Source organism: Vibrio salinus (assembly GCF_021272385.1).
GTDB lineage: Bacteria > Pseudomonadota > Gammaproteobacteria > Enterobacterales > Vibrionaceae > Vibrio > Vibrio salinus.
This window is the reverse complement of sequence record NZ_JAJSDZ010000005.1, coordinates 265,616-282,657: the sequence shown is the minus strand read 5'-3', so window position 1 is coordinate 282,657 and position 17,042 is coordinate 265,616. Positions and strand designations below refer to the sequence as shown.

At 39.5% G+C, this 17,042-nt stretch carries 15 protein-coding genes; 8 read left to right on the top strand and 7 right to left on the bottom strand.

The window, feature by feature from the left end; all coding sequences use genetic code 11:
• The first annotated feature begins 407 nt into the window (after positions 1-407).
• Positions 408-2,570 (top strand): methyl-accepting chemotaxis protein, encoded by a 2,163-nt coding sequence (locus LRQ06_RS01390; RefSeq protein WP_232764654.1) that lies wholly within the window; start codon positions 408-410, stop codon positions 2,568-2,570.
• A gap of 83 nt (positions 2,571-2,653) precedes the next feature.
• On the opposite strand, the gene LRQ06_RS01385 is transcribed toward LRQ06_RS01390, so the two are convergent.
• Entirely contained in the window at positions 2,654-3,334 is a 681-nt protein-coding gene (locus LRQ06_RS01385) for a hypothetical protein (protein WP_232764653.1), read from the bottom strand.
• A gap of 787 nt (positions 3,335-4,121) precedes the next feature.
• Here LRQ06_RS01385 and LRQ06_RS01380 point away from each other — a divergent pair.
• Positions 4,122-5,165 (top strand): GGDEF domain-containing protein, encoded by a 1,044-nt coding sequence (locus LRQ06_RS01380; RefSeq protein WP_232764652.1) that lies wholly within the window; start codon positions 4,122-4,124, stop codon positions 5,163-5,165.
• 28 nt (positions 5,166-5,193) lie between these two features.
• Here LRQ06_RS01380 and LRQ06_RS01375 read toward each other — a convergent pair whose 3' ends face one another.
• Positions 5,194-5,433 (bottom strand): GNAT family N-acetyltransferase, encoded by a 240-nt coding sequence (locus tag LRQ06_RS01375; protein ID WP_257794082.1) that lies wholly within the window; start codon positions 5,431-5,433, stop codon positions 5,194-5,196.
• Between the two features lie 335 nt (positions 5,434-5,768).
• Here LRQ06_RS01375 and yghU point away from each other — a divergent pair, with 335 nt between their 5' ends.
• From yghU to LRQ06_RS01360, 3 genes are all read left to right on the top strand, one after another.
• Positions 5,769-6,623 carry a glutathione-dependent disulfide-bond oxidoreductase gene (yghU, locus tag LRQ06_RS01370; RefSeq protein ID WP_232764650.1) on the top strand — a complete coding sequence of 285 codons (855 nt, stop codon included), beginning with the start codon at positions 5,769-5,771 and terminating at the stop codon, positions 6,621-6,623.
• Between the two features lie 249 nt (positions 6,624-6,872).
• Positions 6,873-7,145 (top strand): hypothetical protein, encoded by a 273-nt coding sequence (locus LRQ06_RS01365; RefSeq protein ID WP_232764649.1) that lies wholly within the window; start codon positions 6,873-6,875, stop codon positions 7,143-7,145.
• Positions 7,146-7,525: 380 nt separating this feature from the next.
• On the top strand, positions 7,526-9,154 hold the full coding sequence (locus LRQ06_RS01360; RefSeq protein ID WP_232764648.1) for a methyl-accepting chemotaxis protein: 1,629 nt from the start codon (positions 7,526-7,528) through the stop codon (positions 9,152-9,154).
• A gap of 105 nt (positions 9,155-9,259) precedes the next feature.
• Here LRQ06_RS01360 and LRQ06_RS01355 read toward each other — a convergent pair whose 3' ends face one another.
• Positions 9,260-9,580: a hypothetical protein gene (locus LRQ06_RS01355; protein ID WP_232764647.1), complete on the bottom strand. Its 321-nt coding sequence runs from the start codon at positions 9,578-9,580 to the stop codon at positions 9,260-9,262.
• Between the two features lie 212 nt (positions 9,581-9,792).
• Between LRQ06_RS01355 and LRQ06_RS01350 the strand changes: the two genes are divergently transcribed.
• Positions 9,793-10,794 (top strand): substrate-binding domain-containing protein, encoded by a 1,002-nt coding sequence (locus LRQ06_RS01350; RefSeq protein ID WP_232764646.1) that lies wholly within the window; start codon positions 9,793-9,795, stop codon positions 10,792-10,794.
• Positions 10,795-10,934: 140 nt separating this feature from the next.
• Here LRQ06_RS01350 and LRQ06_RS01345 read toward each other — a convergent pair whose 3' ends face one another.
• The 3 genes from LRQ06_RS01345 to radD all read right to left on the bottom strand — a co-directional run bounded on the left by LRQ06_RS01345 (position 10,935) and on the right by radD (position 13,946).
• A complete protein-coding gene (locus tag LRQ06_RS01345) occupies positions 10,935-11,285 on the bottom strand; it encodes a hypothetical protein (protein ID WP_232764645.1) in 351 nt (116 codons plus the stop codon).
• A gap of 457 nt (positions 11,286-11,742) precedes the next feature.
• Entirely contained in the window at positions 11,743-12,021 is a 279-nt protein-coding gene (gene rplY / locus LRQ06_RS01340; protein WP_232764644.1) for a 50S ribosomal protein L25, read from the bottom strand.
• A gap of 185 nt (positions 12,022-12,206) precedes the next feature.
• Positions 12,207-13,946 (bottom strand): DNA repair helicase RadD, encoded by a 1,740-nt coding sequence (radD, locus tag LRQ06_RS01335; RefSeq protein ID WP_232764643.1) that lies wholly within the window; start codon positions 13,944-13,946, stop codon positions 12,207-12,209.
• Between the two features lie 80 nt (positions 13,947-14,026).
• Here radD and rsuA point away from each other — a divergent pair, with 80 nt between their 5' ends.
• Positions 14,027-14,743, top strand: coding sequence for a 16S rRNA pseudouridine(516) synthase RsuA (gene rsuA / locus LRQ06_RS01330; protein ID WP_232764642.1), 717 nt, complete (start codon positions 14,027-14,029; stop codon positions 14,741-14,743).
• Between the two features lie 128 nt (positions 14,744-14,871).
• Positions 14,872-15,528: a DUF2913 family protein gene (locus LRQ06_RS01325; protein ID WP_232765448.1), complete on the top strand. Its 657-nt coding sequence runs from the start codon at positions 14,872-14,874 to the stop codon at positions 15,526-15,528.
• Positions 15,529-15,559: 31 nt separating this feature from the next.
• Here the strand turns inward: LRQ06_RS01325 and LRQ06_RS01320 are convergent, their stop codons facing one another.
• The gene (locus tag LRQ06_RS01320; protein WP_232764641.1) at positions 15,560-16,999 is read right to left on the bottom strand and encodes a DUF2867 domain-containing protein; all 1,440 of its coding nucleotides are present in this window, start codon (positions 16,997-16,999) and stop codon (positions 15,560-15,562) included.
• Positions 17,000-17,042: the final 43 nt, after the last annotated feature.

Genomic DNA, 17,042 nt, shown 5'->3' with positions numbered 1-17,042 from the left:
TAGCTTATATTGAAAAACTTAAGACAGTCTTAAGAATTATGTTACGAACTTTAAACTTGAAGTGACAGATTATACAAGAACTTTTCAGTAACGGAATGTATTAAATTTGTAACATTATTCTGAAGATTTTGAGAGAGCCCGATTCTACATCGCTCAATGTTTTCGGTCTTCCTCCCGCCTGTATTTGTCATAAAAAGCAAAAAGATGTAATCGTTTGCATATAAAATATATCACATGAACATTATTTTTGTTCGTTTACGCTCATATTTGTTGTTGAGAGAATGTATTTAGTGATAACTTGTTAATAAACAACACGTAACATATTTAAGTTTGTTTTATTTGAAGTGTTATACCTGGGTAACAATTTTTATCTGTTAAGTAAGTGAGTAAGTGAGTAAGTGAGTAATATGGGAATAAAATCAATAAGGACGAAAATAGCGCTTGCGGCAGGTGTTTGTCTGGTTGTCACATCAGGCGCTCTTGTTAGTTACAATATCTATTCTTCAACATCATCTATGAAAGTTATTTCTGAACGGGCATCTCAGTTAATTACAGAAGAAACGATAAAAAAACTGGAAGCGACTGCGATTAAATCGGCACAGTCAATAAGTTCAAATATTGATCAGGGTTTAAATGTTGCCAGAACGATAGCAACGAGTACAAAGGCTCTGAAATATTATGATTTATTGAAAGATACTCAAAGCCTGAACAGAGATTCATTTAACAACATTTTAGTTTCGGCATTGAAACAGAACCATGATTTTAACGGTATCTACAGTTGCTGGGAGCCAAATGCGTTTGATGATAATGATGCCAAATTTAAAAATGCAACCGATGGTAGTAATCCCGAAACGGGGCGATTTACACCGTATTGGACCCGAGGTCAGAGTGGGAAAATCAAGGTACAGCCACTTGTTGAATATGAATCGACCGAAAAGAATACAAACGGTATCGTAAAAGGAGCGTGGTATCAGGTTCCCAAACAAACCCGAAAAGAAGCTATCACTGCACCGCTTTCATATGTGGTACAGGGTAAACAGGTTTGGTTAGCAACCGTTTCCGTCCCAATTTTTATCGCAAATCAGTTTTATGGCGTCATCGGTGCAGACTTTAATTTGGATTTTGTTCAGAAACTGGCAGAATCAGTTGCTAACGATATGCATGCCGGACATACCAGAGTGACAATTGTTACTGATCAGGGGCTTATTGTGGCAAATAATAATAAACCGGAGCTGATTGGTCAGTCAATAAACGCAATTTATGGTGATTCAGCATCGAAAGTCACGGATATTATTAGTAAGGGGAAAGTGTATACCCGTGATGATAAAGAGAATAATGTCTACAAAGTTCTTGTACCGATAGACATGGGACAGTCAGGTACAAGGTGGGGAATTACGATTGATGTCAATAAAAATGTTGTATTAGGAAAAGTAAATCAGCTTACCACTGATTTATCCGATGAAAATACAACGAACATTATATATCAGATAATTATTGGCTTGGTTGTTACGGTATTAGCCATTTTGGGGCTGATGTATACTGCCAGCAAAATCTCTAAGCCGATAATGTCTTCCGTTAAGATGGCGCAGACTATTGCAAAAGGTGATTTTAATGATCGTCTTAAGTACCAATCTGAAGATGAAGTCGGTCTTTTATCTGATGCTCTGGACAATATGGCCGATTCGCTGCAGAAAAAAGCGAAAATTGCAGAGCAAATTGCCGAAGGTGATTTGTCTGTTCAGGTAGAGCTGGCTTCTGAGCAGGATCAGTTGGGGGGCTCTTTGGACAAGATGGTGACCGATCTGCACCATTTGGTTTCGCAGATAATGCATCGTTCAGAAGTTATCGGTCAGAATGCGAAGTCTGTTTCTGATTTAAGTCATGATCTTGCCAGTGGGGCCACTCAGTCTGCGTCTTCGGTAACTGAAATCAGTGCTACTATTACGCAAATTGCTGCTCAGGTCCGCCAAAGCTCGGAACATGCTCAGGAGGCAAGTGATTTGTCCGGTGTGAGTCATGAACTGGCACTAAAAGGAAACAATCTCATGTCTGAACTTAATGGTGCAATGTCTGATATTGAAACATCCGGACAGGATATTGGTAATATTATTGGAACTATTGAGAGTATTGCAGAGCAAACAAACTTATTGGCTTTAAATGCGGCAATTGAAGCCGCCCGGGCGGGAGAGCAGGGACGGGGATTCGCTGTTGTTGCAGATGAAGTCAGAAAACTGGCAGCTCGTAGTGCAGAAGCCGTCCAGGAAACGGCGAGGTTAATTGAGACTTCGGCATCCAAAACTCAGCGGGGCATCCTTTTAACCGGCGATACATCGCAGGCGCTTGCTGAGATTGTCGATAATGTCAGTCAGGTTTCATCTCTGATGACTGAGATCGCTCAGGCCGCGACAGAGCAATCAACAGGTACAGATCAGGTTTCAGAAGGAATCAACCAGATTGATGAAGTTACGCATCACAACAGCAGTAATTCAGAGCAGTGTGCAAATGCGGCGGCTGAGTTGACAGAGCATTCGCATGAATTGAGTTCGCTGGTTGGGCGGTTTAAGTTATAGAAAAAAGCGTTACCCCAAAATCAGGGGTAACACTCTATTTGTATCCGTCTTAGTGAGATGAGTGGAGAAATAAAAAAGTGAATTTAATCTTTCTCAGAGCGGTATCGTAAAGCTCCAAGTAATAATAAACCGCACAAGAAAACAGAAATTGAACCCGGTTCAGGCACGGAGGTAACGTCTAACAGCAATGTAGTGCGGTATGATTGTGATCCGGAAAAAATAAATGCAGTACCAGCAGCATCGTAGTAACCGCCAACTGCCCATAATTCCGTTAAAGAGTTCAGTGCCTGATTTAGTGATTCAACAGCAATGTCATTCAATGAAATACTGTATTCAATGTAATTGTCAGTATTACTAAAAATCGTACTGCTGTATTCTATTCCACCTGAGAGGTCGTTGAACGCTTCCAGTCCACCTGTCCCCGATATGAGTTTGGAAATATCTGTTGTGACATTTGTTGTGTGATAAGTTCCAGGGGTGCGTGTTGAGGCTGTATTGATGATAAGTGTGGCAGATGTAATTAAATGGTTATCAGAGATGTCAGACAAATCGAAAGCAAACCAATTACTGTAATCGTCACCACGAAGTGGTCCGGCGATGTAATTAGCATAACTTGATCCTGATGCGCCGTTAGACTCACCTTCAGAGTTGTACCATCCTCTGTTTACTGAAGATAGGCTTATGTATGATGCGTTGGAGAAAAAAGAAGCAAAACTTAAGAATATTCCCAGAGCAATTATCACAAAATTAGATTGTTTTTTCATTGAATTTTCTATATATCTACAGATATCTGTTACTGATAGATATGCAAATATTATTCCCGTTTTAAGCTGTTGAATAAAAAGAATTTATTCTCTCAAAGATCTAATGTGTACAATTTAGGGTTAATTTGTGTAAAAAATTCTGACACCAGCTTATTTTCTAGGGTTTCTTAACTGTTTATATTTTATTTAATTATTTTATATCAATAAGATAGAAAGATTTTTTTGATGTAAAAAAGGTTGACAGTTTAATGGTAAAAGGAAAATTTCGCAGAGAAGGAACTTGGCTGAAAGCATTATTTTCATAAACATTGGTATTTATTTGTGAAAATAATGCTGAAAAATTGATTTTTAGGTTGTATTTTCAGTGTGTTTATCATCGGTAATAAAGTCTGAGTTTAAATTTGTGTAAAATATCCTGACATCTACTCGATATTGGCTTTTAAGCAGCAGATATTGCTTCTTTTATTGCCGATGCTAATCCGTTGGGATTATGGTCTGAGGATTGTGAATTTAGTGAGAATATATTGTTTATGATTTTAGCGAAATATTGTTCTCGATAGTATTGATAATGAGAAATGTATTTGAGTTATTTCTGCCTTATTAGATAAATAACCGTTCCGTTATTCATATTATTCGGTTAATTCTGAATGCTTTTTCATCATGTTTCTTTTGCAGTCTCAGGATTTAGACGGTAGCATATTCGATTAAATTTCATGCATTGGATTTAATCGTTTCATTTGCTATGTCGATAAATACTAGGCCAGAGTCACTTTCCCGAATTCCGCCGATGAAAACAAAGACATTTCTCTGGCTGTTGAGATTCGCATTTGTCTGTTTTGCCTTAATTTGGGGAATTGACTATTACTGCGGGATCATTGTTTCTTTTGATGCGGTATCATATCCACTCTGTATGACGGCCTTTTTTTGTATCTATTTATTGGCCAGACGACAGTGGGTACAGGAGGAATATCTTCACTTGTGTGCTTATATTGTTGTCGCGGGTTTTCTGACGGCATCCAGTATCTGGCATCATATGGTTCCGGTATCTAAGTTTTCTAATTCGGCTCAATGGCTGGGACTGAATTATGTGATGGCATATTTATTTCTGAGCGTAAGAAGAGCAACCGTCATAACAACCATTGTATTACCGATAACGTTAATCGGCCATTTTTTGGCCGTTAAAGAACATAATAACTTAGAGGATAGTCTGGGAATTATTCTGAATATCGGGGTGGCACATATGGTTTATATTGTACTGCTTTGGACGGTTCTTAAAATGCGCATCCGCGATGCTCAGACAGAAGAGCGCTTACGTTTTCTTGAGCATTATTCCTTGATTGATCCTCTGACCCACATTCTAAACCGGCGGGGTATCGAAAATATTTTTCACCGTCTGAAAACTCAGTCTCCCCACCGCTTTGCAATGATTTTAATTGATATCGACCATTTTAAAGCGATTAATGATCAATTTGGTCATACTGCTGGCGATGCTGTATTGAAAGGGATTGTTCAGACAATTCAGAAATATATGTTGGATGAAGATGAAATAGGGAGATGGGGAGGTGAAGAGTTTCTTCTTACTACCGTTGGTCAGACACGCCGACAGGTTTTCGAGTTTTCTGAGAGATTAAGAAATGCAGTTCGGAGCGAACGGTATGTTGATGGTTGTAATGTTACGATTAGTATCGGGATTGGATATTCAGACCAAACCCGAGATATGAATGAGCTTTTTCTTATTGCGGATAAAAATTTGTATGTGGCTAAGCAGAGAGGACGGAATCAGGTCGCAGCTTCTGCATGTTCGTCTGAATGTGAATTAGATAATGCGTAAATATAATCATCCACATACTGATTATTAATCACAGAATTTTGTTTGAGATACCCTTCTCTTTTACAAATCCTTGCTTTTTTAACAGATGATATGAGCTGATGTTTTCTGTTGAACACGTGGCGGCGATGACCTTGTTTAGTGATAATTCATTAAAGGCATATTCTGTTATGGCACATAAAGATTCTGATGCGTACCCTTTACCCTGAGAGTGTTCTGCTAATAAGTAATCAGCTTCAGCTATTTTTTTATCATAATTGATCATTTTCAGACCAATAATGCCTGGCCGTTTTTTCTGAATATGGTCTGCCTATGTACTGCATGATGTTGGAATTTGTATACAGTTCTTTAAATACTGTCCAGTTATATGATTTCATCGGTTTCAAAGTTATTCTTGTACTTTGAATTTCCACTTTTCCTCCTCATTGTTATTTTAAGAGTCATCAAATAGATTAGAACAACTTTTTAAATCTATAACTAATATTTTATAAATATAACCGATTATTCTAAATAAGAGATGTTAACTGAAAAATTTGGCCATAATATTGATAGTGACGTATGGCTCAACAGAACAAAAATATCACCAATAACAAGTAAGGATTCAGCATGGCAAATACATATATTCCACCAAAAGTCTGGACTATGGATGAAGAAAACGGCGGCCAGTGGGCGAGTATAAACCGCCCAGATTCCGGGGCAAGGTATGAACAGGAATTGCAAGTCGGTCAACATCCAATTCAACTCTATTCAATGGGAACGCCGAACGGACAAAAAGTGACTATTATGCTGGAAGAACTGCTGGCAAAAGGCGTTAAGGAAGCAGAGTATGATGCGTTTTTAATTAAAATTTCTGAGAGTGATCAGTTTGGTTCCGGCTTTGTCTCAATTAATCCAAATTCCAAGATCCCTGCTATGGTTGATCGTACCGGTGATGAAGATATCAACGTTTTTGAATCAGGGAATATACTGTTTTACCTTGCAGAAAAATTTGGGTATTTTCTTCCTCAGGATATTGTAGCAAGGACACAGGTAATGAACTGGCTGTTTTGGCTGCAGGGTTCTGCACCTTTTTTGGGTGGTGGTTTTGGTCATTTCTTTGCGTATGCTCCGGAAAAATATGAATATCCGATCAACCGTTTTGCAATGGAAGCAAAACGACAGCTGGACGTGCTGGATAAGCAACTGGCAAAACATACTTATATTGCCGGTGAGGAATACAGTATTGCTGACATTGCAATCTGGCCGTGGTATGGCAGTCTGGCTCTGGATAACTCCTATGAAAATGCTGGTGAGTTTCTCGATGTAAATAGCTATAAGCACCTGCAGCGTTGGGCAAGTAGTATTGCGGAACGTCCGGCTGTCCAGCGTGGGAAAATCGTCAACCGTACGATGGGCGAAGTTTGGGTTGAAGAGCGGCATAGTGCGGCTGATATTGATGCTGTTTTGAATCAAGATTCCTGAATCTTTCTTTAGCATCATTTTGATAGAGCCGGGCTGCTGAAATTGCAATTCTTTGGTATTAAGCCGAAAAATGGTTTGCCCGGTCACTTCTGTTATAGATAACTCATTAATACGATGCGAATTTTAAATGCTCCTTCCACTTTTTTAGACAGATGCCATATTTTAATGAATAAAATTGCCATGAGAATTCTTGTTATTTTTATTCAACTATAATCATAAGGCTGTTTTAATAAACAGAAGGGAGAATATATGGCAAATCAATTTTCTGGTGGCTGGAGTCCTTTTCATGAACTGTCCGATGAAGAAAAGGATGTTTTTATCCATGGAATGGAGGGATTTGTTGGTATAAGTTATCAGCCTTTGGTTGTTGCTACACAGGTTGTCGCAGGCTGTAATTATGCTTTTTTCTGTAATGCTGAGCTTGAATCGCCGGGAGCGGCTCCTTATCCAGCAATGGTTCATATGTTCAGGGATCTGAAAGGTAATGTTGGAATTACGGACATTAAATCACTGGCTTACTAAAGGAACAGTGTTTAGTTACATGAACTATTGAATTCTGGGGCTGTCATGAAATTTTTATGTGATAATTATTGTCAATTTTAGTATCGATATTATTTTTCATTAACATGTCTACAATAATCAATCAAACTTATTATAGTTATATGTAATAAGTATCTTATTATAAAGTATTATGTTACCGGTTTTATTATGTGTTTGACAGTTAATATGAATGAGAATTGTTTAATCTGGAAACATATATATGAGTGGAAATATAATTAAATTTATATAAAATTAGATTTATATTAACATATTGTATATGATGAATTTACTATTCATAGAATAAATATATTTGCTGAAATATACTATCTTTAACTTAACGATGTACAAAAAGGAGCAAAAAAATGCTCTCAGTAGTTAAAAGAAGTATTCGAGCAAAATTGTCATTAGCAATAAGCATTGTGACCGTTTTGGTTTTGATTGTTTATATTGCTTCAAACTCTTTAACGGTAAAGCTGAATCATGGAATTGAATCGTTTGGTCTCCGTTATCTACCGGCAATCTCAGCTATTTTGAATGCAGATAGGGACCTTTATCAGGCGCACGTTGCTCAGCTTAAATATCTGAAGTCGCCATCACCTAACCATCTGAAAGAGTTTGAAGAAAATGCACAGCAAGCTTTCGATCGAATGAATAAATATCGGAACTTGATGAAAGCATTTTCTGACGTTCAGTCAGAGCTTTCTTCTTTTGATCAGCGTTTTATTAACTGGAAAGATGATTCTGAGCATTTTTTTAGCTTAGTCGATCAGGGAAAAACCAATGAAGCGAATTCATTATTATCAAACGGAATAGAAAGTAAATTTTCTTCATTACGAGATCTGTATGATTTAGCTGGCGAATATCTTGATTCTCATTCCGATAAAGTGATGGCTAATACAGATATGCAAATTCAGCGACATGAACTTTGGCTGACGATTTTTATTGTTTGCTCTCTGGCTATCGGTGGGTTGATTACTTTTTTTGTACCGAAGAATTTAGTGGCTGATATTAACGAATTATCAAATAGGATTCAGGAAATAAATAGCGGGGATGGAGATTTGACTCAGCGTATTAATACTAAAAAAACAGATGAACTTGGTAAGCTGGCATCCACATTTGATGATTTTGTTAGTACATTACAATTATTAATAAGAGAGATTAGTGAAAGCACTCAATCACTAACTGATAATTCCAATAACTTAAAATTCAGTTGCGAAAGTAGTCAACAAATTAATTCTAAACAAGGATATAACCTTGAAATGGTCGCCACGGCGGTAAATGAATTTAGTTGCTCAGTTAAAGAAGTTGCACAACATACATCAAGTGCCTCTCAGGTGACCAATGAGACGGTGAATATGACGTCTGAAGGTGTCGAGATCATTCAACAGTCGGTTACCCATATTGGCACATTGTCAGATTCAATACATCATGCAAACCAGTCTATTGAAAGTTTGGCAGAGGATGCGAGTAATATTGTATCGGTACTGGATGTGATACGAAATATTGCTGAACAAACTAATTTACTTGCATTGAATGCTGCTATCGAGGCTGCAAGGGCTGGTGAGCAAGGAAGAGGATTTGCTGTGGTTGCTGATGAAGTTCGTTCATTGGCAAGTAAAACACAAAAATCTACAGAAGAAATCCAGCAAATGATAGATCAGCTTCAAGTCGGTGTGAGAAAAGCAGTAGATTCTATTAAGGACGGTTCTGAAAAAGTTCAGATGAATGTTGCTCTGACAAATCAAACTAAATCAATGTTTGAAAACATTCGAAGCTCGACTGAGCAAATTAATGATATGGCAACGCAGATTGCGGCAGCTACTGAAGAACAGAGTAGCACTTCAGAAGAAATTAATTCTAATTTAGTTGAGTTGAACGATAATAATAGAAAGAATCAGGAGCTTTCAGATAATATATATAAAATTACACAAGATGTTGATTTATCAACATGCAAATTATTTGAAGACGTGAGTAAATTTAAGGTCAAATAACAACTCGTCTTAAGTAAGGCAGTCACATATTTTGTGTGACTGCCTGGAATGAGATATGTTCAGTATAATCAAACAGATCGCAAACATTAAGTTGGCGGTTATTTGCTATGATTTACTACATTCTATATAGCCTTCAACTCTGCAAAAGTAAGGAGCATTACCTTCAGTTTCTACATTATAATCCTGTTTTTTTGCTCCCTGAGCTGTCTTGCCAAAGCCTTTACACCATATTCTTGCATAACTTATCGCATTTTTTACCATGTTCTCTGAGATATTTATCCCCGTGCTGTTGTCACTGCATTTTCCCGCTTCATAATGACTGTAAAATTTACTATATGCAGAAAAAGCAGAAAAAGCAGAAAAAGAATAGCTACCTGATAAAATGGCTATACAAGAGGCGAATATGATTTTTTTGTTTTTCTTCATATAATTGAGATTCCATTAGCTTGACTTTAAATTTATGAGATGGATTGTATACATAAATTCGTGATATTTGTACAAAATATTGGTCTGATCAGTTGGAAATTTTAGATGGTTATAGTTGTTTGTGTTGCGGCCTTGAATACCTGACTTTTTTGATGATAGCTAAAGGATTTTGAATTCTGTTTAAAATTAAAGCGTAAAAAACGATATCGGTAGTGTTAGATTGGTCTGGTTACTTAACAGTTTGTCCCATACTTAACGGAGAAGAGCTGAATTATATTTGCAGCTATACTAAAAACATGAGTTCTAGTGTGAAAATTTTCATGGGTATCAACAAAATTATTATCATCTTTTCTCTCTTAAATTTATTTTTTGTATCTTTTCCTGCAAAAGCAAGGCAGTGTTTAGCATTAGTATTATCTGGTAGCGCTTCAAGACCATTCTGGTCAAAAGTTGTTGATGGTGCGACTCAAGCTGGAAATGAACTGGGTTATGATATACATGTCCGAGGAACCATTAACGACAATGATAGTTCCGGACAAATGCATATCCTCCAGTATTTTATAAGAAAATATCAATGCAATGGTGTCGTTATTGCGCCATCAGGTTCAGCCATTAATAAATACGTCTCTCAATTGAAAAAACAAAATATCCCTACGGTATATATTGATAGGGATACTGGAGGAGAAAGAATAGCCACAGTTAAAACAGATAATTATGCGGCTGGTAAACTAGCTGCGCAAAAAATGTCAGAAGCTTTAGGTGGACATGGTAAAGTCGTTTTATTCCGTTTAAAAGAAGGGGTTGCTTCAACGGATGCAAGAGAGTCTGGCTTTGTCGATGAGGCTAAAAAAAAAGGGATAGATATCGTAGCTGACCCATATATTGGAACACGAGTTGGCGAAGCTAGAAATCGTGTAAAATCTACGCTTTTACAGTTAAATGAAATGGATGGGATTTTCACTCCTAACGACACAACAACTGTAGGAACTATTTTGGTTAAAGATTCAATTAATATACATAAAGGCGTTGTTCATATTGGTTTTGATGATTCTCCTATTATTGTAAAAAGTTTTAAAGAAGAAAAACTGCAGGGATATATCACCCAATCGCCTTATCAAATGGGTTATCAAGGAGTATATGTTGTTCATAAGGCAATTAAAGGGAAATTGACTAAAGAAAAAATTAATACCTCGGTAATTTATATCGGTAAGTAGCGCATGAGCCATTCGAATTGTGGCACTTTTGCCCGTATTAAAACGTCTATAACACGGCTTCTATCCAAGATTTTGCTAGAAAATACGGCTCAAGGTCAGCGTTATTACTATTACTCTAGCACTTAATTCTAGACCCAATATTATTTATCGTATTCAGCCACACAAAGTAAAGCAGCCTGATAACGACACATTTGAATTTCTGCTCCACTGCAATATATAGCAAATTTTTGCTTGCAATGATCGCAAACTATGTATCCAACATCTGAAGAGTGTCCGCATACAGGTTCTTTTTCTACAGAAAAGAAACGGTTCATCTCACTCACTTCTTGCTTGGAAAGATCATTGGTCTGCCTAAGTAATTCAAGAGTTATTTCTTCGACAGAGTTTTGGCATTTAGAGCATGTAAATTTAATTTTACCCATACCCATAGAGGTACCATCATAATAAACATCAGGATTTTCTCTATTATCAACAATTATTTTTCCAAACATGATATTTCCTTAAAAATCAATAATGTTATTAAAATGAGCAAGCACATTTCAAGTAATCTATTTTAATTTCGAAGCTAATACTGGGCTCAAAATCAAACTCCTACAAGCACATATCCAAAATAATAACTAGGTAATATCATTTAATTCCGGCACTATTATCACCAATCCACTGCTTTAATGGTTTTAGGTTAATAAAGAAAATATCCTTATTGGTTTTTACTTTCCCAAATGCCATTCCTGCTAATTCACACGGAAATGACACGACTAAATTAGTCAGGTATTATTTTTTCATTTTAACTTATTGAAATATAAAAACAAAATTGAAAATTTCTTAAAATTAAGGCGCAAAAAAACCGATGTTGGTAGCATCGGTTTTCTATGAATCTTTATCGGTTGGTAAGGCCGAATTTATATGCAAAAGGTTGGATTTAAACCCAACTAATTTCTGGTAAGGAAATTAGATGCGAATGAAGTCCATGTGCACTACTTTTGGTTTGAATGCATGACGTTGAACGTCTTGTGGCTTAACCTTAACTTCTTTGCCGTCAATTACCAGTGTAATTGCTTCGTAGAACTCAGGTTTGTCCATTTGGTTGATGATAGCATCGTGATCCAACGCGATTGATACCGGTGCTTCAGTTCCACCATAAACGATTGCTGGGAATTGACCAGCCAGACGCAGGCGGCGGCTCGCACCTTTACCCAGGTCAGTACGTAATACTGTTTCAAATTTCATAGTATTTACTCTCAAATTAGTAAATGGGATATTACAGCCAACAATGCGACCTTGTTGACTATCTACGCTTATTACCATAAACGAATCATTGGTAAAGCGAGCGCGGATACTACCATCCTATTGGTGTCAGAGCAATATTTTATCGGTGAACTTATCCATTTTGTATTAAAAAGGGCAGATTGAGGTTAAATGTTTAACTCATCGCTGAATATTTTGTCTCTGATTGTCCAGAATCGTCCTTTTCTGGAGGCGATAATGTATTTAGGCAGACGAAATCGGTGCTGGTTATCAACGACTTTTCCCGGGGAAAGGGCACTGAACGGCCGGTGTTTGTCCGCTAAATGAATTTGCACAAAGTACTGCATAAAACGGGCTTTCTGGGTTTTAGTCCGTAGATTCCAGTATTCACTGACCATTGAACCGCTGTTACTTTCGTAACTGACTTTGAGTTGGTTGGCGCCACGTTCTGTTTTTGTGGTTGAAAAATGCATATCAACGCACTCAAAAACCAGTGAATCTTTAAGATTCAGGGCTTCTTTTAATTTTTTATCCGGGTCAACCAGTGTGGCGTCACACAGATGACAAACTCTGGCGGCGATATCATTCTCTGCACCACATTCGCGACAATATTTGGCCCGGAACCGGTAGTTGCAGTGCTCTTTTTCGCCGGTTTCCTCATCGGTAAAAAAGCCCTGGCATTTGCGTCCGAAGTGTTCGAGCAAATAGCCATTGCTATCGACTTTACCCCAAAATGAATTATTAAAGCCGCAGGCCGGGCAGGGGACGGTAATGAGTTCGCAGTCGGAATCCGGCTTTGGCTCGCTCATTTCCGGTTGGAACAAATCGTACTGGTTGCCGGCATAGTCGAGAACCAGACAATCTTTTTTCCCGGGAGACAGGCGAAGTCCGCGGCCGACAATTTGTTGGTATAAACTGACGGAGGCCGTCGGGCGCAATATGGCAATAAGATCCACATGTGGAGCGTCAAATCCGGTCGTAAGAACCGAGACATTCACTAAAAATTTGATGTCTTTATTTTTAAAGGAATCAATGATGAGATCCCTTTCTGTTACCGGAGTGCTGCCGGTAATGATTGCGGACACCTCATCCGGAAGTAACTGATAAATTTCCTCTGCATGGCGCACGGTTGCAGCAAAAATCATCACGCCTTGCCGGTTTGTGGCCGTTTCAGAGATTTGCTTAACAATCTGTGGTGTTGCCCGGTCATTTTTTGAAATGACCAGATTCAGTTCTGACTCTTTATACACACCGGTCCGGGACGGAGAAATCTGGGAAAAGTCATAGCTTAACACCGGCGCATCAATGATGTTTGCCGGGGTTAAAAAATGATCGTCGAGTAAATACTGAATCGGAAGTTCGTATATGCACTCGTAGAAAAAACGGGGGTCTTCTGAGCGAACGATTCCTTTGGAATGATATTGGTAGATCCATCCAATGCCTAAACGGTATGGAGTGGCCGTCAGTCCGAGAATTTTGATCCCCGGATTGATATCAACCAGGTGCTGAATGACTTTTTGATACCGGGTTTCTTTATTTTCAGGGACACGATGGCACTCATCGATGATCAGGAGAGAAAATTGATTCTTGAATTGTTCGAGATTATTGGCAACGGACTGAATGGACGCAAAAATCACTTGTTCTTCCGTTTCTTTTCTTCCTAAACCGGCTGAAAATATACTCGCGCTCAGCCCGTAACCTTCATACTTTGCGTGATTTTGTTCAACCAGCTCTTTAACATGAGCCAACACCAATACCCGGCCTTTGGCCAGTCGGGCAAGTTCGGCAATGACCAGACTTTTCCCGGCCCCCGTCGGCAAGACCACCACGGCGGGTTTAGACGAATGCCGGAAAAAATGGATCACCGCTTTGACGGCATCGGATTGATAAGGTCGTAAAATATACATTGAAAATAAAAAGCGTTAAATAACTCAACTAATCATTGATGGCTGCGTATAATACCCGACTCAACAGCATAGAGGTATCCATGAGACTCGATAAATACATTTGTGACAGCTTAGGCTTAACACGCAAAGAAGCAACTAAAATCATAAAAAGCGGTGATGTGACAGTTGATGGAGACATTCAGAAAAGCGGCGCGTTTAAAGTTCGTGAACAGGCCTGTGTGGAATGGCAGGAAAGGGAATTGGTTAAACCCGGCCCTAACTACATTATGCTGAATAAACCGGAAGGGTTTGTGTGTTCGCAGGAAGATGATTTTAACCATACGGTGTATGTGCTTTTTGATGAACCGAATGCGTACAAATGGCACTTTGCCGGTCGGTTGGATGTTGATACGACCGGACTGGTATTGATGACCGATGATGGCCAGTGGTCTCACCGGATTACGTCGCCAAAGCATAAGTGTGACAAAGTTTACCGGGTTGTGTTAGCGGATCCGATGGGTCACGATTACGTGGAAAAATTTGCTGAAGGGATCCAGTTACGAAACGAAAAAGAGCTGACAAAACCTGCGTATTTAGAGGTGTTGTCAGAAAAAGAAGCGTTACTGACGATTCATGAAGGCAAGTACCATCAGGTTAAGCGCATGTTTGCGGCTTTGGGTAACAAAGTGATTAGTTTGCACCGGGAACGTATTGGTCCGATTGTGTTGGACCCGGAACTGGAGCCGGGTGAGTACCGGTATTTAAGTGACAATGAAATTTCATCGGTTTTTATACCCAAACGACCTGAAGATGCATGATTCAGCGCCAGCCGAAAGGGGCAGTTCAGGAAGGTGAATGAAGGCATGTCAACACCTGTCAAATTCGCATAATGTAAGCCGTTATTATGGACACGGTTTTATTTTTGGATGGCATAAAGGTAACCATATTGACTCAATATTATTGTGAAATTCAGACGTTGGTAAATCAGGCCCTGAATGATATGGCGCAGCAGCACCGTATGGGGAAACTGGTTAATTCTCCGGTATCGAATAATCATTACCTGGTGCGCTGGATAACGAAGTCTTTAAAACAACATACCTTTTCACGTGTTGTGAATGACGATTTAATTCGCTGGCAGAAAGCAGGCCGTTCAAAGGGAACGGCGGCCGCATTGCCCATCTTGTTTCAGCGTATTTCCTCGTTGTATCAGAGCCATTTTGTGTGTGAGAAAGAGATCACCGATAAACAAATCGAGGCGTTTCTGGATCAGCTGGAATCGCTGGACTGGGAAGTGTCCACATCGGAACCGATAACCGGTCAGGGGAAAGTGCAGTTGTTCACGGAACGACCCGATTCGGTTGCGTTGTGTGCCACGCAATGTGAATCCTGTTTTGATGGCGAAGTGCTGGTCGAACCCATGAGCTGGTTTGTCCGGGGAAATCACCGCCAGTTTATTTCTCTGGCATGGAAGGCCGGGTTGCTTGTTCATAAGAAAACCGATTATAAATCGTCGGTTAAATATCATGGCGAGTATTGGATTTTTCCACAAAATAAAGGGGAATTTCTGGCTGAAATTCCCGATGATTTTTCGGTAGACAGCTAAGTCTCGTCTTGTTTTCGGCGAAATCAGAATGTCAGGAACGCGGATGGGTTTCGGCTTCTGCGCAGATTTTTCTGACCATACCTTTAAAAATAAACAGATGTGCGGGCATCATGGCAAACCAGTATAAAAGGCCTTTAAAGCCTTTGGGGTGCCACCATGCTCTGATATCCAGTTTCCGTTGGTTACCTAAATCGGTGATTCGGAACTCTAAGCGGCCTAACCCCGGGGCGGTCAGACCAAATAATAAAGAAAGGAAGGTGTGGTTGTCACAACGAATCACTTTCCATGAATCGATGTAATCGCCAACCTTGAGATCTGGGCCCGGAGGGCTGCATCTGACGGGGCATTTTCGGGTAAACAGCGTGTCTATCCATTCACGAATCCGCCATAAAATATTAGCGAAATAATAGCCTTTCTCAACACTTCCCAGTTGTTTCAGAACCTGCCAGAGTTGTTCTGGTGTCGCTGACGTGAGATACGTTGCCCCTGCATTTTTTGGGTAATAACCGTACCCCGGTTGCCAGCGGGTAAATGCATTCGGATCATATCCCCAGACGTCGCTGAGTAAAAACCGGCCTTCTTTGGCCAGAGTCTTTTCCACCGACTGACGGTAATTCAGCAGGGGTTGCGGAAATATCGCCTCGATTCTGTCCGTGTGGGCAATGTAATCATGCTCCAGACCTGACAATAATGCCTGACCGATATTTTTAGGGACAGAAGTGATCACGGATAACCAGTAAGAGGCCATCTTCGGTGTTAACCAGCGGGTTGGATATAAGTGATGTGGTTTGTTTGCCAACTCGCTGATTATTTTCAGTTGTTTCCGGTAACTGAGAATTTCCGGACCGCCGATTTCATAAATCTGGTGCTCTGACGGCGTATGTTCCGTCAGTTGGATCAGATAGTGATTCAGATTCTCAAGAGCAATGGGGTTGGCTTTTGAGTTCACCCATACCGGGGCGATGAGCAACGGAAGGTTGTAGACCATGTCGCGCATGATTTCAAACGCTGCAGAGCCCGGGCCGATAATCACACCGGCTCTGAGTTCCGTGATGGGAAAATGAAGCTGGCGTAAAATTTCACCGGTTTTTACTCTTGCTTTAATATGCTGAGATGCGCCGCTTATAGGTTGTATGGCACTCAGATAAATTAGGTGTTTTATATTCCTGGCATTTTTCAGTACTTCGACCGTATTTTGAGCAAGCATGACTTCATAATCGATGAATGTTGAATTATGTGCCATGCCATGAACGAGAAAATAGACGAGTTCATGATCATCGATAACTCTATCTAGGGACGATTTATCCTCCAGATTCACGTATTTTATGGTTAAATCAGGATGAGAAGACAGTCTGCTGGTGAGCAGGTCTACGTTGCGCCCTGTCGCGGTGACGTTGTAACCTTTGTTAAGCAGAACGGGAACCAGTTGAGAGCCGATATACCCTGAAGCGCCGAGAACTAATATTTTCATTGTTGTTATACCGGGGTTTAGAGGCTGAAAAATAACAGTAAAC